The 20771-nt window shown below is 56.0% G+C and carries 21 protein-coding genes and 1 other RNA gene; 12 read left to right on the top strand and 10 right to left on the bottom strand.

What is annotated here, in order from left to right; all coding sequences use genetic code 11:
- The first annotated feature begins 133 nt into the window (after positions 1-133).
- An RNA gene (ffs, locus tag AAEY27_RS16575) (signal recognition particle sRNA small type) lies at positions 134-230 on the top strand.
- Positions 231-389: 159 nt separating this feature from the next.
- Here the strand turns inward: ffs and AAEY27_RS16570 are convergent.
- Positions 390-1811 (bottom strand): PLP-dependent aminotransferase family protein, encoded by a 1422-nt coding sequence (locus AAEY27_RS16570; protein ID WP_342321849.1) that lies wholly within the window; start codon positions 1809-1811, stop codon positions 390-392.
- Between the two features lie 84 nt (positions 1812-1895).
- Here AAEY27_RS16570 and AAEY27_RS16565 point away from each other — a divergent pair, with 84 nt between their 5' ends.
- The 6 genes from AAEY27_RS16565 to AAEY27_RS16540 all read left to right on the top strand — a co-directional run bounded on the left by AAEY27_RS16565 (position 1896) and on the right by AAEY27_RS16540 (position 8263).
- Positions 1896-2507 carry a YczE/YyaS/YitT family protein gene (locus tag AAEY27_RS16565; RefSeq protein WP_342321847.1) on the top strand — a complete coding sequence of 204 codons (612 nt, stop codon included), beginning with the start codon at positions 1896-1898 and terminating at the stop codon, positions 2505-2507.
- A gap of 365 nt (positions 2508-2872) precedes the next feature.
- Complete coding sequence (locus AAEY27_RS16560; RefSeq protein ID WP_342321846.1) at positions 2873-3124, top strand: hypothetical protein; 252 nt, start codon at positions 2873-2875, stop codon at positions 3122-3124.
- Positions 3121-3339: a hypothetical protein gene (locus AAEY27_RS16555; protein ID WP_342321844.1), complete on the top strand. Its 219-nt coding sequence runs from the start codon at positions 3121-3123 to the stop codon at positions 3337-3339. The genes AAEY27_RS16560 and AAEY27_RS16555 overlap by 4 nt, the downstream gene beginning before the upstream one ends.
- 256 nt (positions 3340-3595) lie before the next feature.
- Positions 3596-4675, top strand: coding sequence for a LacI family DNA-binding transcriptional regulator (locus tag AAEY27_RS16550; RefSeq protein WP_342321843.1), 1080 nt, complete (start codon positions 3596-3598; stop codon positions 4673-4675).
- A gap of 103 nt (positions 4676-4778) precedes the next feature.
- Positions 4779-7850, top strand: a complete 3072-nt coding sequence (locus AAEY27_RS16545) for a beta-galactosidase (protein WP_342321841.1) — start codon at positions 4779-4781, stop codon at positions 7848-7850.
- A gap of 59 nt (positions 7851-7909) precedes the next feature.
- Positions 7910-8263: a DUF1428 domain-containing protein gene (locus tag AAEY27_RS16540; RefSeq protein ID WP_342321839.1), complete on the top strand. Its 354-nt coding sequence runs from the start codon at positions 7910-7912 to the stop codon at positions 8261-8263.
- Between the two features lie 8 nt (positions 8264-8271).
- Here the strand turns inward: AAEY27_RS16540 and AAEY27_RS16535 are convergent, their stop codons facing one another.
- Positions 8272-8817: a flavin reductase family protein gene (locus tag AAEY27_RS16535; RefSeq protein WP_342325615.1), complete on the bottom strand. Its 546-nt coding sequence runs from the start codon at positions 8815-8817 to the stop codon at positions 8272-8274.
- Positions 8818-8860: 43 nt separating this feature from the next.
- Complete coding sequence (locus AAEY27_RS16530) at positions 8861-10420, bottom strand: EAL domain-containing protein (protein ID WP_342321838.1); 1560 nt, start codon at positions 10418-10420, stop codon at positions 8861-8863.
- 98 nt (positions 10421-10518) lie between these two features.
- On the opposite strand from AAEY27_RS16530, the gene AAEY27_RS16525 reads away from it, so the two are divergent.
- Positions 10519-11235 carry a GntR family transcriptional regulator gene (locus AAEY27_RS16525; RefSeq protein ID WP_342321836.1) on the top strand — a complete coding sequence of 239 codons (717 nt, stop codon included), beginning with the start codon at positions 10519-10521 and terminating at the stop codon, positions 11233-11235.
- A 1-nt stretch (position 11236) separates the two neighbouring features.
- Here the strand turns inward: AAEY27_RS16525 and AAEY27_RS16520 are convergent, their stop codons facing one another.
- Positions 11237-12436, bottom strand: coding sequence for an enolase C-terminal domain-like protein (locus AAEY27_RS16520; protein ID WP_342321835.1), 1200 nt, complete (start codon positions 12434-12436; stop codon positions 11237-11239).
- 276 nt (positions 12437-12712) lie between these two features.
- On the opposite strand from AAEY27_RS16520, the gene AAEY27_RS16515 reads away from it, so the two are divergent.
- Positions 12713-14083, top strand: coding sequence for a PTS transporter subunit EIIC (locus AAEY27_RS16515; protein WP_342321833.1), 1371 nt, complete (start codon positions 12713-12715; stop codon positions 14081-14083).
- Position 14084: 1 nt separating this feature from the next.
- Here the strand turns inward: AAEY27_RS16515 and AAEY27_RS16510 are convergent, their stop codons facing one another.
- Genes AAEY27_RS16510 through AAEY27_RS16495 form a run of 4 tightly spaced genes read right to left on the bottom strand, consistent with a single transcriptional unit; the run spans position 14085 to position 17388 of the window.
- Positions 14085-14744 carry a methionine ABC transporter permease gene (locus AAEY27_RS16510; protein ID WP_342325614.1) on the bottom strand — a complete coding sequence of 220 codons (660 nt, stop codon included), beginning with the start codon at positions 14742-14744 and terminating at the stop codon, positions 14085-14087.
- Complete coding sequence (locus AAEY27_RS16505; RefSeq protein ID WP_342321831.1) at positions 14741-15532, bottom strand: methionine ABC transporter ATP-binding protein; 792 nt, start codon at positions 15530-15532, stop codon at positions 14741-14743. Before AAEY27_RS16505 ends, AAEY27_RS16510 begins: the two co-directional genes overlap by 4 nt.
- A complete protein-coding gene (locus AAEY27_RS16500; protein WP_342321829.1) occupies positions 15529-16335 on the bottom strand; it encodes a MetQ/NlpA family ABC transporter substrate-binding protein in 807 nt (268 codons plus the stop codon). The genes AAEY27_RS16505 and AAEY27_RS16500 overlap by 4 nt, the downstream gene beginning before the upstream one ends.
- A gap of 24 nt (positions 16336-16359) precedes the next feature.
- Positions 16360-17388 (bottom strand): isopenicillin N synthase family dioxygenase, encoded by a 1029-nt coding sequence (locus tag AAEY27_RS16495; RefSeq protein ID WP_342321828.1) that lies wholly within the window; start codon positions 17386-17388, stop codon positions 16360-16362.
- Positions 17389-17651: 263 nt separating this feature from the next.
- Between AAEY27_RS16495 and AAEY27_RS16490 the strand changes: the two genes are divergently transcribed.
- A complete protein-coding gene (locus AAEY27_RS16490; RefSeq protein ID WP_342321826.1) occupies positions 17652-17912 on the top strand; it encodes a type B 50S ribosomal protein L31 in 261 nt (86 codons plus the stop codon).
- Between the two features lie 3 nt (positions 17913-17915).
- Entirely contained in the window at positions 17916-18056 is a 141-nt protein-coding gene (gene ykgO, locus AAEY27_RS16485) for a type B 50S ribosomal protein L36 (RefSeq protein WP_006818844.1), read from the top strand.
- On the opposite strand, the gene AAEY27_RS16480 is transcribed toward ykgO, so the two are convergent.
- Positions 18053-18754, bottom strand: a complete 702-nt coding sequence (locus tag AAEY27_RS16480) for a GNAT family N-acetyltransferase (RefSeq protein WP_342321824.1) — start codon at positions 18752-18754, stop codon at positions 18053-18055. The two genes, ykgO and AAEY27_RS16480, sit on opposite strands and share 4 nt — an antisense overlap.
- 99 nt (positions 18755-18853) lie before the next feature.
- Between AAEY27_RS16480 and AAEY27_RS16475 the strand changes: the two genes are divergently transcribed.
- The gene (locus AAEY27_RS16475) at positions 18854-20302 is read left to right on the top strand and encodes a PLP-dependent aminotransferase family protein (protein WP_342325612.1); all 1449 of its coding nucleotides are present in this window, start codon (positions 18854-18856) and stop codon (positions 20300-20302) included.
- On the opposite strand, the gene AAEY27_RS16470 is transcribed toward AAEY27_RS16475, so the two are convergent.
- Positions 20268-20747, bottom strand: a complete 480-nt coding sequence (locus AAEY27_RS16470) for a YlaC family protein (RefSeq protein WP_342321822.1) — start codon at positions 20745-20747, stop codon at positions 20268-20270. The two genes, AAEY27_RS16475 and AAEY27_RS16470, sit on opposite strands and share 35 nt — an antisense overlap.
- Between the last annotated feature and the right edge of the window lie 24 nt (positions 20748-20771).

Here is a 20771-nt window from a genome sequence, read left to right as displayed (position 1 = left end):
AACAGCGTTTTGCCCGCTGTGAAGAGGCAATTGCGCAAGAAACCAGCATCCGTCCGGGCGCGGCTTGCAATTGGCAGGCTGGATAGGGATAATGCGCCAGCGCGTTGGGTAACAACGCTCTCAATGGGGGCCCTGTTGGTTCTCCCGCAATGCTACTCTGTTCACCAGGTCAGGTCCGGAAGGAAGCAGCCAGGGCAGATGACGTGTGTGCCGGGATGTAGCTGGCAGGGCCCCCACCCATTTAAGCTTCTCGCTGTTTTTTCTACGTTTTCTCATAACGTAAATACCCCGCAATTCCTCCTTTCCCGCCATCCGACGGATGAACAATGCTGTCTGAAACCTGCACTTCCGGGAAATTCTTTTTTGGTAATACCGCGAAGACGTGCTCTTTACACCACGCTGCGTTTTACGGTGGGTTCCGTGTTATTCAGCGCCATCCACAGCGGTTTGAGGCGCAGTAGCGCGCTCTCCAGCCCGGTGGATTCCAGCGCGAAAGGAATGCGCAAGTAGCGTTCAAAAGCGCCGGAAAGACCAAAGCGTGTTCCGGCGCCCAGGTGGATGCCAATGGTTTCGGCGCGCGCGGCAAACTGTGTTGCCAGCCTGTCGGGCAGCTCTATCCAGTAGGAGAGGCCACCTTCCGGCGTCTCGAAGCGCCAGTCCGGGAAATGTTCGCGCATCAGTGCGCCACAGCGATCGCGGCGCGCTTTCAGCATCGCTCTGCGCGCCGGTAAAAAATTGTGTTCGTTTTCCATCAGCCACTGCGCCGCCAGTTGCTCAATAAGCGGTGTGCCTAAATCGAGGGTATCGCGCGTCTGCGCGAGGGTGGCAATGGTGCGCGATGAAGCGCGGATCCACCCCAAACGCAGCCCGCCCCAAAACGTTTTCCCCGCCGAACCGAGGGTGATCACCGACGCTTGCGGATCGAAGGCCGCCAGCGGTGGCGGTGGGGGCGTTTCGTACCAGAGATCGACCATGGTTTCATCCACCACCAACGTGGTGCGGGTGCGCGCGGCAATCGCGGCGATGGTTTGACGCGTGGCAATATCCATACAACGCCCGGTGGGGTTGTGAAAATCCGGCATTACGTAAGCAAGGCGCGGCGCGGTTTGCGCAAGTGTGGCGGCAAAACCGTCGGTGTCCCAACCGGTTTGCGGGAGTGACACGCCAACCGGCCTGCACGACGCCCCCTGAATGGCGGCCACGGCCAGCGGATAGGTCGGGTGATCGACCACCACGCGATCGCCAGGGCCGGTCAACATGCGTAACACCAGCGCCAGCCCGCTGAGTGCGCCATTGACCACCATTACTTCATCGGCGCGCGTTGGCAATCCCCTGGCGGTATAACGCGCGGCAATCGCTTCGCGCAGCGCCAGCGAGCCAAGCTGGCTGTAGCCCGTCTGCGATAAATAGTGCGTCATTGAGGTTAAGGCGTGGGTATAAGCCTGATGAATTTCCGGCCCGGCACTGAGCGCGGCAGTCGACAGATCCAGCGACGTACCGGCTGTGCTCAGCGAGGGGATCACGCGGCTGTCCGGCAAGATCACCCGCGAGCCACTCCCGTGGCGGCTTTCGAGATAGCCTTCGTCGCGCAAGTGCGCCAGCGCGCTGGCAACCGTGGTGCGGCTCACTTCCAGCGTCGATGCCAGTTCTCGCTCGCCGGGCAAGCGCGTGTCCAGCACCAACCTGCCGTCGAGGATCAGCAAACGCAGTGCGTCGGCAAGTTGACGCCACAATGGCGTGCGGGAAGAGGCTTGTTGCCAGTGGCCTAACAGGCGTTGCAGGGATTGGCTACCAAAGCGACGAGATGACATATGCAGTCCACTATCTGAAAACTGGACATTAATCATAATGCCATTTCCGGTAAAGATGGAACCCTGTACAACCGGAGAACAACCATGCTACGTCGATTACTGCAACTCTATATTGGTTTAACCCTGTACGGTGTTTCCACTGCGATGTTTGTCCGCGCAGATTTGGGCGCCGATCCGTGGAACGTGTTCCATCTTGGCGTAGCGAAATTGCTGTCGCTGGACATTGGCACGGTGATGATCGCGACCGGCGCGCTGGTGTTGTTATTCTGGATCCCACTGCGCCAGAAGCCGGGGCTTGGTACCCTCAGTAATGTGGTTGTGATTGGCCTTGCGGCAGATGCGGCACTGATGTTGATCCCCACACTCGACTCGCTGGTGGCCCGCAGTACGCTGTTGGTTTGCGCCGTGGCGGTCAATGCCCTCGCGACCGGCATGTACATTGGCGCGGGTTTTGGCGCCGGGCCGCGCGACGGGCTGATGACCGGCGTTCACGCGCGAACCGGCTGGTCTGTGCGCAGTATCCGCACGGCGATTGAAGTCTCCGTGTTGTTGATCGGCGGGTTACTGGGCGGGACGGTGGGTGTGGGCACGGTGCTTTACGCAGTAACCATCGGCCCGCTGATTCAAATTTGCCTGCCGTGGTTTCGCCATCAACCGCGCGTAAAGCCTGAATCGAAGATCGAGCCTGTAACCTAAATTTACAGCAGACTTATCAGCAGCAATTAAGCCAGTCGATCCAGAACGCCACGCCGAAAACCACCTACTGCAACAACGTCGGCTGGCAGACTATCTGTAACACTTACCGATCGCTTTCTTGTCAGAACCCTCTGAAAGCAGGCAGCATGATTGGGTTGCCTGTTATTTTCTTTATTTGAGCTCTTTCTTAATCAAAATATATTTTGTCATATTAATGACATATTAATTTAATACTATTGTCATACTTCTAAGGCAGATTATTTGTGGGAGTTTTTAACTTGTTATATTTTTGAAATATATTTGTGGATCGGCACCATAAGTTCGTGTATTAATTAGCGTGTTTATTCACACGAGAAGGGATAATCATGAACAGTGCTGTATTAAACGTGAAAATTGATGAAGCGCTAAAAGGTAAACTTCGTCATTACGCCGAAGTGAACAATGAAAATTTAAGTACGGCAACACAAAAACTGCTACTGCTGGCATTCGAAGCGGTAGAAGAGGCGGGCGTGTCGGAAGAAGATATTGATAATCAACATACTGAAGAAGAGAGCAGTGTTCCGTTTACGCCTAAAGAAATCAAGGCATTACGCAAACTTCTGAAGAAGAAAAAATGAACCAACAACTGCTATCAACAGCCAGTAACTACAGTGAAGCCTGCGAGATGTTGCGCTCAGGTTTTGTAAAACAAGTACGTCTGGACTGGAATATTGGCACGGATGAGTTTTTTCGTATCGCATCGGATTGGTGTGACGCTGGCGCAAAAATTAAAAAAGAAGGGGATAGTTTTGTTATTTCAATAAAAGGATTTCCGATCCCTCGCCAGCAGTAACTTATTTGTCATGAAACTGTCATTTAAATTGCAATAAAAATTGTGATGATGGTTTCATAATAAAAATACAAACCATCTCAAACACACATTACGGATGATGTTTACGGCGAGCCGTGCGTGGCTCGTCGCTATTTCTTTTTGCTTTAATATTATTCCCTACCTCCAGAATATATCCTGCCATCTTCCAGGAAGCGCTCACAGGCGCCGGCCTGCGAACCGGGTATACTGTTGCAAAACGGTAGTCGCCTGGAAGCTCATGAAAACCATCACTCTCTACGATGTCGCCAGCCATGCAGGCGTCTCATATCAAACCGTGTCGCGCGTGATCAACGAGGCGGCGCATGTCTCACCGCGCACGCGCGAAAAGGTGCTGGCCGCGATGGCGGCGCTGCATTATGTCCCCAATCGCGGCGCGCAATTGCTGGCAGGTAAACGCAGCAAAACCCTCGGGCTGTTAACCACCGACCTGGCGCTGCACGCGCCTTCGCAAATTGCTTCTGCGGTTAAGTCCCGCGCCGGGCTGGCCGCCGCCAGCGTGATTATTTCGATGCTGGAACAGCACGATGCTGAAAGTTGTATTGCGGCGTTGCAGGAGTTATTAGCGCAACGCGTGGATGGCGTGCTGATCAACGTGCCGTTGGACGATGCGCTGGCGCAACAGCTTGCCGCACAGGCCGCACCAACGCCGGTGTTATTCCTCGATGTGAGCGATAGCGCGGCGGTAAACAGCCTGGTGTTTGATGCCGGGCAGGGCGCGCGGCTTGGCGTTGAACATCTGCTGATGCTAGGCCACCAACGTATCGCACTGCTCGGCGGGCCGGAAACGTCCGTCTCGGCCCGTACGCGATTTAGCGGCTGGCTGGCGGCATTACAGCAGGCGGAACTTGTCCCTTTCGCCTGCGCAAACGGCGACTGGAGCGCGGCGTCCGGTTATGAAAAAGCGCATGGCTTACTTGCCGGGCCGCAGTTGCCGCAGGCCATTCTGGTAGCGAACGATCAAATGGCGCTCGGTGTGCTGCGCGCTTGTGCGGAAAAGGGCATTGCCGTGCCGGGGCAGATTTCCGTGGTGGGCTACGATGATACGGCAGACAGCGCCTGGTTTTCGCCGCCGCTGACCACCGTTCGCCAGGCGTTTAAAGAGGCGGGCGCACAGAGCGTCGACTGGCTGCTCAACGCCGCTGAATCCGCGGCAGAATTGTGCCAGCTACGGCTGCCGGTCACACTGGTTGAGCGATATTCCACCGCACCGGCGCAACAGCAGGCGGTGAGCGGCGAATCGCTCGCCAGGCGTTTAAACGAACTGGCACAGCTTGCTGCTGCGTTGGATAAGCGTTAGCGCTTTTGTGATCCTCTTCGCTTTCGGCGGTTTTGCGGCTTTACCCGGCAAGGTTAATGCGCCATTGTGCGCTAAATTGTGAGCGCTTCGCAAAAGAGGTTTTATGTCCTTCGCCTTATCGTCATTACTCGCCCGCCGCGACTGGGAAAACCCGGTTCTCACACACTGGCACCGTTTACCGGCTCATGCGCCAATGCGCAGTTGGCGTGATGAGACCGCCGCGCGTGATGATGCGCTTTCGCCTTCGCGCCGCTTGCTCAACGGGGTGTGGCGTTTTAACTTTTTTGCTTCACCAGAGGCGGTGCCGGAAAGCTGGATCGAGACGGATTGCGCCGATGCAGTGGCGATGCCAGTGCCTTCCAACTGGCAGATGCAGGGTTTTGATACGCCTATTTATACCAACGTCACTTATCCGATTCCGGTTAATCCGCCGTTTGTACCCCAGCAAAACCCAACAGGTTGTTACTCGCTCACATTTGAAATGAGTGAAGTGGCGTTGGCGCAGGGGCAAACGCGTATTGTGTTTGATGGCGTTAATTCGGCGTTTTACCTATGGTGCAATGGGCAGTGGATCGGCTATTCGCAAGATAGCCGTTTGCCGGCAGAATTTGACCTGAGCGCGGTATTGAAAGCGGGCGAAAACCGCCTGGCGGTGATGGTGCTGCGCTGGTGTGATGGCAGCTACCTGGAAGATCAGGACATGTGGCGGATGAGCGGTATTTTCCGCGATGTGTCGTTACAGCATAAACCGACGACGCAGATTGCGGATTTCCACCTCGCCACCGATTTGAACGCGGAATTTACCCACGGAGAATTACAGGTCAATGTGCAACTGGCCGGCGAATTTGCTGGCTGCCGTGTCGTGTTTGCCCTGTGGCGCAATGGCGAAAAAGTCGCAACAGCCGAGCAAACGCCGGGCAGTGCGGTGGTGGATGAACGCGGTAGCTGGGCCGAGCGCTTGCGCGTCACGTTGCCGGTAAGCTCCCCGGTCCTGTGGAGCGCGGAAACGCCGCGCCTTTATCGCCTGACATTAACGTTGCTCGACGCGCAAAACCAGGTGCTGGAAGTGGAAGCCTGCGATGTAGGCTTCCGCAAAGTGGAAATCAGTAACGGCTTGCTGAAACTGAACGGCCAACCGCTGCTGATCCGTGGTGTGAATCGCCATGAGCACCACCCGGAAAACGGCCAGGCGATCGATGAAGCCACCATGCGCCGCGATATTGAACTGATGAAGCAGCACAATTTTAATGCTGTGCGCTGCTCCCATTATCCCAACCACCCCTTGTGGTACCGCCTGTGTGACCAATACGGGCTGTATGTGGTGGATGAGGCCAATATTGAAACCCACGGTATGGTGCCGATGAGCCGCTTAGCGGACGATCCGCAATGGCTTCCGGCCATGAGCGAGCGCGTCACGCGCATGGTGCAGCGCGATCGCAACCATCCATCGATCATCATCTGGTCGCTCGGCAACGAATCCGGTCACGGCGCGAACCACGACGCGCTGTACCGCTGGCTAAAAACCACCGATCCCACGCGCCCGGTGCAGTATGAAGGCGGCGGAGCTAACACGGCGGCGACCGATATCATTTGTCCGATGTACGCCCGCGTCGATGAGGATCAGCCCTTCCCGGCAGTACCGAAATGGTCCATCAAAAAATGGATTGGCCTGCCGGACGAAATGCGCCCGCTGATTTTGTGTGAATACGCCCACGCGATGGGCAACAGCTTTGGCGGTTTCGCCAAATATTGGCAGGCGTTTCGCGCCACGCCGCGTTTGCAAGGCGGGTTTGTCTGGGACTGGGTCGATCAGGCGCTGAGCAAAACCGATGAGCACGGGCAGACGTTTTGGGCCTACGGCGGTGATTTTGGCGACACGCCAAACGACCGGCAATTTTGTATGAACGGGCTGGTATTCCCGGATCGCACGCCGCATCCGGCGCTGTATGAAGCCCAGCGCGCGCAGCAATTTTTCCAGTTCAGCTTAATCAGCACTCATCCGCTGGTGATTGAGGTGGAAAGCGAATACCTGTTCCGCGCCAGCGATAATGAACAGTTGCGCTGGCGCGTCGAGCGCGATGGCGAGGTGCTGGCGCAGGGCGAAATGGCGCTCAACATCGCGCCGCAAGGTAAGCAACGTATTGCACTGACGATCCCTGAACTTTCCGCCGCGCCCGGCGAGGTGTGGCTGAATGTCGAGGTTTATCAACGCGAGTCAACAAGCTGGTCGCCGGGCAATCATCTTTGCGCCTGGGATCAGTGGCGCTTACCCGCACCACTCTTTATTGCGCCGCGCAAAAACTCAGGCGCTCGGCCGGCATTGCAAGTCAACGCGCAGGATTACATGGTAAGCGCAGGCCATCAGCGTTGGCAGTTTTGCCGACGCAGCGGCCACCTTACGCAGTGGTGGCGGGATGAGCAACCGACGCTGTTAACGCCGCTGAGCGACTGTTTCACGCGCGCGCCGCTGGATAACGATATCGGCATCAGCGAAGTGACGCGCATTGATCCCAACGCCTGGGTAGAGCGCTGGAAAGCGGCGGGCATGTACGATTTGCAGGCCGAATTGCTCTGCTGCGAAGCGCAAGAACTGGCGGCGGAAATCATAATTTCGACCACGCACCGCTGGCATGGCGCAGGCAAAGCTGCGTTTATCAGCCACAAACGTTGGCGCATCGACAGTGCAGGTGTGCTGCATAGCGATATTGAGGTGCAGGTGGCAACGGATATTCCACCACCCGCGCGAGTTGGGCTGGTTGGTCAGTTAGCAGCGATTCATCCGCAGGTGAGCTGGCTCGGGCTGGGGCCGCATGAAAACTACCCTGACCGTAGACTTGCGGCGCGCCAGGGCTTGTGGACGCAACCGCTTAGCGCGCTGCATACGCCCTATATTTTCCCTGGCGAAAATGGGTTGCGCTGTGACACGCGTTCGCTGCGCTACGGCGCGCATCATCTCGACGGGAGATTCCATTTCTCGCTGGGACGTTACAGCGATGCGCAGTTGCGGGAGACGACACACCATCATCTGCTGTGCGAAGAAGCCGGATGCTGGCTGCATATCGACGCGTTTCATATGGGTATCGGCGGCGATGACTCCTGGAGCCCCAGCGTGTCGCCAGAGTATATTCTGCGTGATGAGACAGTGCGTTACGCCTTTTGCTGGCGGCAAGACTAAACTTATCGGGCCTGATGCGGCGGGGACGTCTCACCGCACAGTCACTTCGGAGGTCACTCATGAAGTATGTCGATGGTTTTGTGGTGGCGGTGCCCGCAGATAAAAAAGAGGCTTATCGCGCGCTGGCGGCGAAATCTGTCGTGTTGTTTAAGGAATTTGGCGCTACACGGATTGTCGAGTGCTGGGCAGACGATGTCCCCAACGGGAACCTCACCGATTTTCGCCTGGCGGTAAAAGCTGAAGACCACGAAGAGGTGGTCTTCAGCTGGATTGAGTACCCGTCGAAAGAGGTTCGCGATAACGCTAATCAAAAAATGATGGCCGACCCGCGTATGCGTGAACTGGGTGACGAAATGCCGTTTGATGGCAAACGCATGATCTATGGTGGATTCACCCCCATTCTTGACGAGTAACCCGCGTTTCAGGAGACCTTGGTGAACAGCGCTTTGCGCTCAAGGACGTCGCCATCCCCCCGAAACACGCCCCCGCCGGTGTAATGCAGGGTTTGCGGCCATTCCGGTTGGGGGTTAACCCGTGCGGCGACCACTTCAAAAATAAAGAAGTTGTAATTCTCCACCATCGCATCGTCATAGATCTTGCATTCAAACTGACCAAAACACTCTTTGATGGAAGGCGCGGCGACTTTCTCGCTTTTCTCCGCCGTCAGGCCAAACTCGGCAAACTTATCGGTATCGTCACCGGTGCAGTTGCCAATCCGCGCGACCGTGTCGATAAGCGTTGCTTCCGGCAGATTAATCACGCATTCACCGCTTTGTCGGATGCGCTCAAAACTGGCGTTACCGGCTGAAATCATGCAGCCGACCAGCGACGGCGAGAACTCCAGAATCGTTTGCCAGCCTAAGGTCATAATGTTGTTTTGCCCTTTCCAGTGGCTGCTAATCAGCACTATCGGGCCAGGTTCCAGCCAGTGCCGGACATCATGCAGCGGCCAGGATTTCTTTTTCATCATCTTTCCTCCGCGTGTTAAACCACTTTTAACAGTAGCAAACTCAGGCGCCGCGCAGGTTATTTTCTGCCCAACGGACAAACTCTTCTGCCGGTAACGCTTTGCTGTACAGCCAGCCTTGACCATATTCCACGCCATAACGGGTAAGCCATTGCAACTGGCCTTCGGTTTCAATGCCTTCGGCAACCATCGCCAGGCGTAGCGCTTTCGCCATCTCAATGATATGCGGCGTCACGGTTTTGAACTCCAGCGCATCGACAAACGATTTGTCGATTTTGATGATATCGACATCGAGGTTTTGCAAGTAACTCAGGCTGCAATAGCCGGTACCGAAATCATCAATATAGATAGCGTGCCCGGCCTCGCGCAGCGTGGCGATCGCCGGGCCGCTGACGGCGGGATCGGCAAAGCCGCGTTCGGTAATTTCCAGGGCGATTTGCGAAGGCGAGAGTTGCCACAGTTCCAGCAAACGGGCCAGCAGAGCGGGCAACGCGGGGTTGAGCAGATCAGACGGTTCCAGGTTGATGGAAATATGGTGTTCCGGGTGGCGCTGTAACCACGGCCCCAGCGTCTCGAAAACCGTCTCCACCACCAGGTGAGTCAGTTGCGGTATCAACCCGCTGTGCTGCGCCAGCGGAATAAAACTGTCCGGCGCCAGCCAGGAACCGTCTTTTTGCTGCCAGCGCGCCAGCGCTTCGGCACCGACCATCCGGCCATTACCCAGCGCGACAATCGGTTGGTAAAACACGGTAATTTCGCGGCTGTGAATGGCGTCCTGCAACTGCGCGCGCGGGGATTGCAGGCGGTGCAGCACGCGCAACAGCACCAGGGCGATAAGCACGCTCATCAGCAGGCCGATCGGCAGCCAGATCATCAGCAAGTGGTGCCAGTTTTTTTCCAGCGGCTCGACCGGCATCCAGGTGACAATCGCCAGCCCCATATCGGTATCGCGCTGGATGACGTAGGCCGAACGGTCGGTCACCACTTTGGTCGGCCCGGTTTGCGTGATTTGCGCCAGCATTTGCGGGGTGAGCTCGCTGCTTCCGGCGATCAACTGGTGCGTTTTGGTGCTGATCAGCGCCACATTTTTCGGCGGGGAACTGTAGGACAACACGTCAATAAATGAGCGCGGATCGATCATCACCACATGGTGTTTGCTGCCAATGGCGATCATGTATTGCGATAACCCCAGATCGTTATGGCGTGTCAGCCATGCGCGAAAACCGTCTGCGGTGGTTTTTTCCGGTGATGGGAAAGGGGGAATGCGGCTGTCGGCCGCCAGCGAAGAGCAGAGCGGCTGTCGATCATTGATATAGAAAACTTCCCGCACATAGCGCCAGGAGTAGGAGATGCGGCGCATCGTCAGCAAATGGTCCGGCGTACAGGGCGTACCGCGCCAGGTATCTAATTCCCTTAACGCGTCTTTGCTCTGATCAACCACGCGCTGGGTCCGCATTTCGGCGAGCGAGGCGTAGGTATCCAGATCATTCATAAAGGTTTCTTCAGCCTGGCGGTGGGTCATCCAGATGCTGAGGCCCACTGGCAAGAAAACAGCCAGCGCCAGAACGGCGGTAATCAGGCTCACCAATCGTCGGTTGGTCATCACCAAAAATCCTTCTTTGATACTGATAAACGAAGAGTATCTTTACTCCGCAGATGTTATAACACGCGGCAGTGTTTGTTTTCTTTCAGGATTGATGGATGAAGAAAAAAGAGTTCGTCACGCAGGATTTGCTAAGCAAAATTTATCAAATCAGCGAGCCAGGGCCGCGCAAACTTCCACCTGAACGACAACTGGCGCAAGAGTATGGCGTTTCGCGTTTTACCATTCGCCAGGCGCTGGAAAAACTCGCCAGCATCGGCGTGGTGCGTATTGTGCAAGGATCGGGCATCTGGGTGAACGAGCAGGCGCGCAACAACCCGCTGGTCTACAACTCGATCACAGAAAAGCGCTTTGATCAAATCCGCTTTCGCATGATAAGCCTGCATAAAAAACGTCCGGATCGCGACGAGCAGCAGATCTTTGGCCTGACCGACGAGAGCTTTATCTGGCAGTTTTGCCGCCTGCGTTTTGTCGACGAACAAGCGGTGCAAATTGAGATTTCCCGCATGCCGGTCAGCGCTTTTGCCGATCTCAATCAGCAGGTCATTGAACGCTCATTGCAGCAATATGTGTTGAGCAAGGGCTACCGGATTTCCCACCTGTTAACCACCTATCGCGCGGTGAACGTTAGCCGTGAACAGGCTGCGCTGTTGGGCTGTAAAAAAGGCAGCCCGGCAATGCATATCAGCAATCGCGGTATTCTGGAGGGCGGGCAGGTGTATGAAATCAGCGACATTATCGATATCAACTACACCTGCACTTATGTGATTCCGCATAACCGCGAAAATCTGACCTTCCGCCAGGGCGGCGGCTGATTTACGGCGTGTGCATCGCGCCATCGGCCAGGCGGCTTTGCGTCCACTCATGAGGGCGATAAATGCCGGGAAATGCCTGCGCGTGTTCCTCATCAAAACGTACACCGATGCCGGGGTTTTCCGGCGCGTAGACAAACCCCTCTTTCACAACCGGCGCGCCGGGGAATACGGCATCCGTGCTGGCAGAGCGCGGAATGTACTCCTGGATCGCAGCGTTGTGCAGATGAATATTCAAATGCGTGTTGACCGCCACGCCGATGGGCGTCATGTCGCCGGGGCCGTGCCACGCCAGACGCACGCCAAAGGCCTGGCAGAGGATCGCCAGTTTTAGCGCTAGGGTAATGCCGCCAATCTGTGAAATATGGCAGCGGATAAAATCGATACGGCGGTTAACAATCAAATCGTGCCACTCCGCCGGGTTATTAAATAATTCGCCCATCGCCAGCGGCGCGCTACTGTGCTGGCGCACCTGATCCAGCCACGCACTTTGCGCGGGCGGCAAAATATCTTCAATAAAATAGGGCTGATACGGCTCAAGTTGTTTCGCCAGTTGCACCGCCTGCTGTGGAAATAGCCGTTCATGCACGTCGTGCAGAATATGCAGGCGGTAGCCATATTTTTCGCGTAGCGCTTTAAACATCGCCACGGTGTTGCTCATGTATTCTTGCTGATCGAAATAGGTGCCGGGGGTTGGGTTTTCTGGCGTATGTAATTGCGCGGGCGTGCCGCCATAAAAACCGAGCTGACAACGAATATGGCGATAACCTTGTGCAACGAGCTTATCGACCGAGGCGAATAATTCTTCCAGCGTTTCACCGCTGGCGTGGCTGTAGGCGGCGATCGCATCGCGGGATTTCCCGCCGAGTAGTTGGTACAGCGGCATGCCTGCGAGCTGGCCTTTAATATCCCACAGCGCCATATCCACGCCGGAAATGGCGTTATTCATAATTGGGCCGTTACGCCAATAGGCGTTAACGTTCATCATTTGCCAGAGGTCTTCAATATGGTTGGCGTCGCGGCCAATCAGCAGCGGTTTCAGGTACTCGTCGACCAGCGTTTTCACCGCCAGCGGGCGCTGCTGGAAGGTCGCGCAACCGTGTCCTGTCACGCCTTTATCGGTTGTTACCCGCACCACTACCAGGTTGTGGCGATCGGGGCGGGTAATAAAACAGTCGATATTCTGGATAAGCGTTGGTGTCACGGGAACTCCTTTACAGCGTGGTAAAAACGAGGAATGGCTATTATCTTCGCCCTAATTTTGGCGAAAGGTAAACGCTTTTTTGGAATAAATTTTTTGGTCAGTTATTGGTGTTGTTTTTAATTAAAAACCAGACCAATTTAAGATTTATTGGCATTTATTAGGCTTTCTGATGGCGAATTGTGACGCATTTCATATTTTATTGGTTTGTTTTGTGTGGTGCGTTTATCTACCCTTGTGGCAATGATTAAAACGACAACATTTCCGGCAGGAGTTTTTATGGGGACGCAAGAAGCCATCACCAATATTATTCGCCTGGTAGGCGGGCAGGATAATATCAGCAACGTCTGGCACTGCATGACGCGCTTACGTTTTTCGCTGGTTGACGACAACAAAGTCGAACAGGGTGAAATCAAAAAATTGCCGGGCGTGTTGGGCGCACAACTGCAAAGTGACCAGTTCCAGATTGTGATTGGCCCACAAGTGAACAGCTGGTATGAGCAACTCCTCGTCAAACTGGGCAAAACCAGCGAACAGAATGTTGGACAGGCGAAAACCCGTAAGAGCCTGGTGTCGATGTTTATGGATACCGTTTCCGGTGTGTTCGGGCCAATTGTCCCCGCCATTGCCGGCGCCGGGATGATCAAAGGGCTGCTCGCCGGGCTGATCGCGCTGAAAGTGGTATCGGCAAAAAGCGATACGGTGATGGTCATCGATCTTATCGCCAGCGGCGTGTTCTATTTCCTGCCGTTTTTCCTGGCGGTGTCGGCGGCGAAAATCTTCAAGACCAACGAATACCTGGCGGCAGCCGTGGCCGCCTGTTTGATGTATCCGTCGCTGATCGACGCGGCGAAAGCGCTGGCGGCCAATCAGGAAGGCGCGGTCAGCGCACTCTGGCTGTTAAACGCCATTCCGGTTTCGGTATTTAACTACTCCGCCAGCGTCATTCCGGTGATCTTCTCGGTGCTGGCGCTCAGCTATATTCACCGCTGGGTTGACCGCATAATGCCCGACGTGTTGAAAACGGTGTTTACCCCAACGCTGACGCTGTTTCTGGGTGCGCTGGCGGCGCTGGTAGTCATCGGCCCGATTGGCATCTGGCTGGGGAAAGGGCTGGCGCTGTTTATTGAAGGGCTGTTTGGGATTTCTTCAAGCTTTGCCGGGCTGGTGGTGGGCGCGATCCGTCCGGTGGCGATCCTCACCGGTATGCACCACGCTATGACGCCGATTGCGCTGCAAAACTTCAGCGAGCGCGGTTACGACATGCTGATGCCAATGATGTTTATGGCGAATATGGCGATTGCTGGCGCAACGTTCGCCATCTGGCGGATGAGCAAAAACCGCCAGGATAAAACCGTCACGCTGTCGGCGGCCATCTCCGCGCTGCTCGGCATTACGGAACCGGCGCTGTTTGGCGTGCTGACGCGCTACAAAAAAGCGTTTATCGCCGCCACCGTCGCCAGCTCCCTGGCCTCGGCGTTTATCGCCTTCTTTGGCGTGCGGTTGTATGGCTATATTTTGTCGAGCATTTTCAGCTTGCCGGCGTACATCGGCCCGTACTTTATTTTTGCGGTTTCGGGTGTGGTTATCTCGCTGGTGCTGTCATTTATTCTCACTACCTTGCTGGTGGCGAAAGAGGCGCAGCAATAAGTTAACGGCGGTGCGCCAGGCGGCGCACCAGCCGATCGCCGACCATTTGCACGCCCTGAACCAGCGCCACCAGAATCACCACCGTGCCGATCATCACCTGATCGTTAAAGCGTTGGTAACCGTAACGAATCGCCAAATCCCCCAAACCACCGCCGCCAATCACGCCCGCCATCGACGAGAAACCAATCAGCATCACCACCGTTAAAGTAATACTTGCCAGCAGCGAGGGAAGCGCTTCGGGTAACAGCGCTTTGCCGATCACATGCCACAAGTTGCCGCCCATCGACAAAATGGCTTCGATGCGCCCGTAATCCACTTCGTCGAGGGCGTTTTCCGTGAGCCGCGCGAAGAAGGGAAATGCGCCGATAGTGACCGGCACGATGGCGGCGGTGCTGCCGAGCGTGGTGCCAATCAGCAGCCGGGTAAAAGGGATCAGCGCAATCAGCAGCACGATAAACGGCAGCGAACGGCCAAAATTGATGAATGCTCCCAGCAGCGCGTTGAGTTTCGGCATCGGCGCCAGCCCGTTGCCACGAGAAATAAACAGCAGCACGCCGATCGGCAGACCGATCAGCACCGTAAAAAATGCCGCCAGCCCGACCATATACAGTGTTTCCAGCGTGCCGTTGAACAGCAACGGCCAAAGATCGTCCCAGCTCATGCGACCACGCATAATGGCCTCCCGTTAAACCCGTGGCGGGCGAGAAATGCCTGCTCGACGTGCGGATCGTGTAACAGCGCCTGACGCAATTTCGACCAGGGCGCCACCAGCAAATCGGCGATCTTCCCGCTCTCAATCAACTCGCCGTTTTCCAGCAATGCGGCGTGATCACAGAGGGTTTTCACCACGTCCAGCTCGTGAGTGATCAGCACGATAGTGAGTTGCAGCTTTTGGTTGATATCGGCCAACAGTTCGAGCACGGAGGCGGTGGTTTCCGGGTCTAAAGCGCTGGTCGCTTCATCGCACAGCAGCACATCCGGTTTTGTCGCCAGCGCTCGGGCAATGCCGACACGCTGTTTTTGCCCGCCGGAAAGCTGTGACGGAAATGCCCGCGCTTTTTCGCTTAAACCGACCAGCCACAACAACTCTTCCACCCGCGCCTGACGCGCGTTTTTCGCCAGACCGGCGATCTCTAGCGGCACGGCAATGTTGTCCGCCACCGTGCGCGCATGCAGTAAATTGAAGTGCTGAAAAATCATGCCGCTGCGCAGGCGGTGTTGGCGCAGGGCGGATTTATCCAGTTGCGTGATGTCAGTGCCGTTCACAAGAATGCGGCCCGCTGTGGGCCGCTCCAGTAAGTTAAGGCAGCGAATTAGCGTGCTTTTCCCTGCACCGCTGCGCCCGAGAATGCCGTAAATCGCCCCTTTCGGTACGCTCAACGACACCTCTTTTAGCGCCGGTCGGCCTGCTCCGGCGTAGATTTTGCTCAGCCCTGCAATCTCGATCATGACTGCGGCGCGACCGGGATCACCGAGCCGTTATAGTGCTTGCGAATAAACGCTGCGACCTGCGGCGACGTCAGATCTTTCGCCAGTTCCTTGATGCGTGGATCGTTAGCAAGCTGCGGGTTGGTCACCAGAATATTGGCGTAGGGATTATGGCTGGCGCTCTCCAGCCCCAGCGCGTCTTTTGCAGGCGATAAGCCTGCTTCCAGCGCGTAGTTGCCGTTGATCACCGCCAAATCCACATCGTCCAGCGAGCGCGGGATCTGCGGAGATTCGATCTCAAGGATCTTCAGGTGTTTCGGGTTGTCGGCGATATCTTTCGGTGTCGCCTGCGTGGTCGCCGGATCGGTGAATTTGCCGTCGAGCTTAATCAACCCCTGGCTTTGCAGCAGGAACAACGCGCGGCTCAGGTTGGTGATGTTATTGGGCACGGCCACGGTGGCGTTCTCCGGCAGCGATGTGAAATCTTTGTGTTTGCGTGAATAGATGCCGAGCGGTTCGATATGCACCGTTGCCGCCACGGCGAAGGTTTTGCCCAGCGCTTTTTCCTGATCCTTCAGGTAGGGCACATGCTGGAAATAGTTGGCGTCGACATCGCCATTCGCCAGCAGTTCATTGGCATTCGCGCCGCTGGTCAGCTCCACCACTTGCAGATCCAGTTTTGGATCGATCGTCTTGATGTAGTTGAGAATTTCGGCGTGCGGAACCGGATCGGCAGCGACGCGTAAGGCGGCGCCTTGCGCCGACGTCCAGGCCAGTGAAAGAGACAGTGCTACCCCTGCCAGCGTAAAAAAGGCATGTTTCATGATGTTTTTCCTGTGTTGTTATTGTCAGACGATCAGTTGTTCTGTGCGCTCACGCAGCACATCGCGGTAATAACGTTCCGCCACATCCGGGTGGGATCGCAGGCGTCCTTTCAGGTAATTCCAGCCGACATCGCGCAATAACGGGTTCTGCGGATCGCTCTCCGGCCCATGCGCTTCTTGCGCCAGCTCGGGCGGCAAGGTGTACAGCGGGACGATGGCATCGAGTTGCGCGCCGAGGAAAAAGGCGATGGAAAGACGCTGTTGGCTGGCCGGCGGCGAAACCACGCGATGAACCGTGGCGCGTAAATAGCCATTGGTCGCCAGTTCCAGCAATTCGCCGATATTAACGACAAAACTGCCCGCCAACGGTGTCGCATCGATCCAGCGGCCTGGTTCGACTTCCACCTGCAAACCTTTTTGTTCGTCCTGCAACAGAAAACTGAGAAAACCGGAATCTTTATGCGCGCCAACGCCTTGCGCACTCTGCGTGGTTTGCTGACCGGGATAGCGAATCAGCTTGATGTGCTCGTTCGGTTTTTCGCCATACAGCGCATCGAAGGCATCGGCGGGCAGATGCAACGCTTCGGCAAACGCCTGAAGCAACGTTAGTGCCATGGAAGTCATCGCGCGTTGCCAGGCGAGCAGGGCGGGTTTCAACGTTGGCAACGCTTCAGGCCACAAGTTTGGACCTTGCAAGCGCTGCCAGCGGGGATCGCTCTCGCTCAGCTGTAACGCCGGGCGTTCTGCGCCAATATCAAACTGTTCGCGCCAGTCGGGCTGCCCGCGGGTAAGTTCCGAGGCTGCGCGGTTGTAGCCGCGAAAGTGGGGGGAGTGGATCATCGCCACGTGCTGTTTTTGCGTATCAGAAAGGGCAAAAAAGTGGCGGGCTTCGCGTTGTACGGCGGTTTGCAATGCATCATCGACGCCGTGATTTACCAGGTAGAAAAAACCGATATCGCGCGCGGCATGGCGCAATTCGGCAAGAAAAGCGTCGCGCTCAGCGTCTTGTGTGTAACGGGCGAGATCGAGGATGGGCAGCGTAGTCGCGTTCATTGTTTTCTCCGCAAGCGGTGGATGAAAAATCTCTGTTCAGGCTCAGGGTTTGGGAGCGACAACAACGCATGGTCTTTTCCTCTCGGCTGGGTGTGGTGACAGCTTGCCTTAGGCGCAACAATTCAACCAATAACGTTCTTTTCTAATTTATGACCGGGCAGGGTTATGTGCTTTTGCAAAAAACGCATAACGCGGATGGCTTGAAAAGGTGAAACAACTTCGATAGACTTTTGTTATGTTATAACAAAACAAAAGAGTGAATCATGAGACCCGATATCCACCCGCATTACCGCACCGTGGTGTTTCACGACACCAGCGCGAACGAATATTTCAAAGTTGGTTCGACCATCAAAACGGATCGTGAAATCGAACTGGAAGGCGTGACGTATCCCTATGTCACCCTTGAAGTTTCTTCCGCTTCGCACCCGTATTACACCGGCAAGCAGAAAGTGATCTCCAACGAAGGCAGCGCGGCGCGTTTCCAGCAGCGTTATGGCCGCTTTTTCAGTGACAAAAAGGACTAAATCATGCAGGTACTGAATTCACTGCGTAGCGCGAAACAACGCCACCCTGACTGCCAAATCGTTAAGCGCAAGGGGCGTTTATATGTGATCTGTAAATCCAACCCGCGTTTTAAAGCGGTGCAGGGCAGAAAGAAAAAACGTTAAGCCCGCAGGGAAGAAAGGGCATGGCGCTGCTTGCCGTCGGTGGTGAAATTATCGGCGGCAAGCCAGCGTTGCAGCGCGCGATCAACCTGCGGCCACTCGCTATCAATAATCGAAAACCAGTCCGTGTCACGGTTATGACCTTTGCAGACCAGCGCCTGGCGAAAACGGCCTTCATACTGAAAACCTAAACGGAGCGCCGCCTGGCGTGACGGTTCATTCAGGCTATTGCACTTCCACTCGTAGCGGCGGTAACCCAGCGTTTCAAAGGCGTAGCGCATGAGTAACCACTGCGCTTCGGTTGAGGCTGGCGTGCGGGTCAGCAGTGGCGAGAAATGCACACTGCCCACTTCCATCACGCCGTTTTTCTCATCAATGCGCATCAGCGACAAACTGCCGACCGGCGCGTTGCTGCGCTTATCAATCACCGCGAAATGCAGCGGATCGCGCAAAGTGCTAACGCTTGCCACCCACGCGCGAAACTCGGTTTCATTGCGTTCTGGCTCTCGCATTAACCAAGTCCAACTGCGGCTGTCGCCTGCTAACTGATGCGCCTGGAAAAGCGCCGCGGCGTGATCGGTAGTCAGTGGTTCGAGGCGGCAATACTGCCCATCAAGTACCACGCGTTCCGGGAAGGGGCGCGGTTGCCAGTCGGGTAGCGCATCGCCGATAGGTTGCTCAAATTCATTTAGCTGATTCATGGTTTCTCCTTACGGGTGTGCTGGCAGCGTAGCGCTGGAGTGGTTCCATAAAAAGCACCACGCAGATATAGTCTGATAGGGCCACGATTGAGATAGATGATGAATATTCCTGAGGATGGGTTATACGCGCGTCTGCGCCAGGCGCTGGCTGAACGCGAAAATTCGACGCGCCAGCGCACGCTGTATGTGGCATTACGCGATGCCATACGCGATGGGGCGTTAAAAGCGGGCAGCCAGTTGCCCGGTTCGCGCGTGCTGGCGCAGGAACTCTTGCTTTCGCGCAACACTGTGAATGCCGCGCTGGAACAGTTAGCGATTGAAGGGTATGTGCAGCGCGATCGGCAGGGCACGCGGGTGGCAAAACTAGCAAGCGTGGAAGGCGCGCATGACGAACCGCCACCGGTGACGCTGGCCCGCCGCATTCAGCATTTGCCCATTGGTGTTCAACGTCATTCGCCCGCCCTGGCGCTGACGCCCGGCATTCCGGCGACCAACTATTTCCCGCTGGCAGTCTGGCGGCGCTTGATGGAGCGCGTGTGGCGCGATGAAGGAAACGCGTTGCTGAATTATGGCGAGTCTGCCGGGGAAGCGCGTTTGCGGGCGGCGATTGCCCGCCATCTGGCGATTTCCCGCGGGATTAAGTGTGAAGCGGAACAGATTGTGATTACCGAAGGCGCGCAGGAAGCGTTAATGCTCTGTGTGCATCTGCTCAGCGACGCGGGCGATCACGCCTGGGTGGAAGAGCCGGGTTTTGGCGGGGCGAAAAGCGCTTTTTTGGCGGCGGGGTTACAGGTTTCTGGCATGCCGCTGGATAACGAAGGGATGGTGCTGGATGTTGCGGCGACGCCGCCGAAGATGATCTACACCACGCCGTCACACCAATATCCGCTCGGCCAGGTGATGAGCGCGACGCGGCGGCTTGCGCTGCTGGATTACGCGCAGCGCACGGGTTGTTGGATTGTTGAGGATGATTACGACAGTGAATTTCGCCACCGCGCCGAACCGATTCCGGCAATGCGCGGGATGCTCGCCAACCCGCCGGTGGTGTATATCGGGACGTTCAGTAAAACGTTGTTTCCGTCGCTGCGCATTGGGTTTTTGGTCATGCCGCCCGCGTTGGCGCTGGCGGCCAGGCCAGCGATCAGCAGCCTCTTGCGCGGTGGGCATCGGGTTGAACAGTTGACCCTGGCGCGTTTTATCGAAGAGGGGCATTACGCGCGCCATCTGGCGGCGATGCGCCGTCTGTATCGCAAGCGACAGGGCAGTTTACTGGAAGCATTACACAATGAAATGCAGGTTGCGCACCAGGTGTATGGTGACGGCGGTGGGCTGCATTTAACGCTGTCGATACCGGGAATTGATGATGAAACCGTGGTGCGTGAAGCGCGCAAACTTCAGCTTGCACCTCATGCACTGAGCCGTTTTTGGCTGCAAAAAGAGGCGGCATCCAGTGGCCTGGTATTAGGTTATGGAAACACGTCCGCCGCGCGTTTTCCGGCGGCGGTGCGTACCCTTAACCGGCTGATTGCACAGCAGCGGGGCGAGTAAGCGTAAAGACGTCGTAAAACGACAGCTCGCCTTTGCGCTCAATCATTTTTTGCAACTGAGACTTGTGCTCGGTATCAACGTGCGGAGAGTGAAGGATGGCGTTGATCAAGCCTGAAGGCACAAACCGCGTGTTGTACCATTCGCCGTTATAACAGACGCGGAAATCGAGTACGTCGATGTCCTCGTAGTGGTAACGGGGGTAAACATCAAAAAAGAAAAAGGCGTTGAGCACGACGAAAAGCACCACCAGCAGCCACACGGAGCCGGAGAGTGTTTCGGATTGCAGCATGACCGCAAGCGTGGCAAGCCAGGCCAGATACATGCCGACAAATAGGCCGGGATGTTTGCGGATAAAACTGATGCTGAAGCGCGGTCGGTTATCCCGTTTTTCGCGTTGGTTTATCTCTTCAATCGTTTCGGTGAGCAGCCGCTGTATCTCTGTCATCTTAGGCCTTTACTGATGCTGTTA

It is taken from the genome of Kosakonia sp. BYX6 (assembly GCF_038449125.1).
Classification (GTDB): domain Bacteria; phylum Pseudomonadota; class Gammaproteobacteria; order Enterobacterales; family Enterobacteriaceae; genus Kosakonia; species Kosakonia calanthes.
The sequence above is the reverse complement of the archived record's forward strand: the minus strand, read 5'-3'. Positions and strand labels throughout refer to the sequence as shown.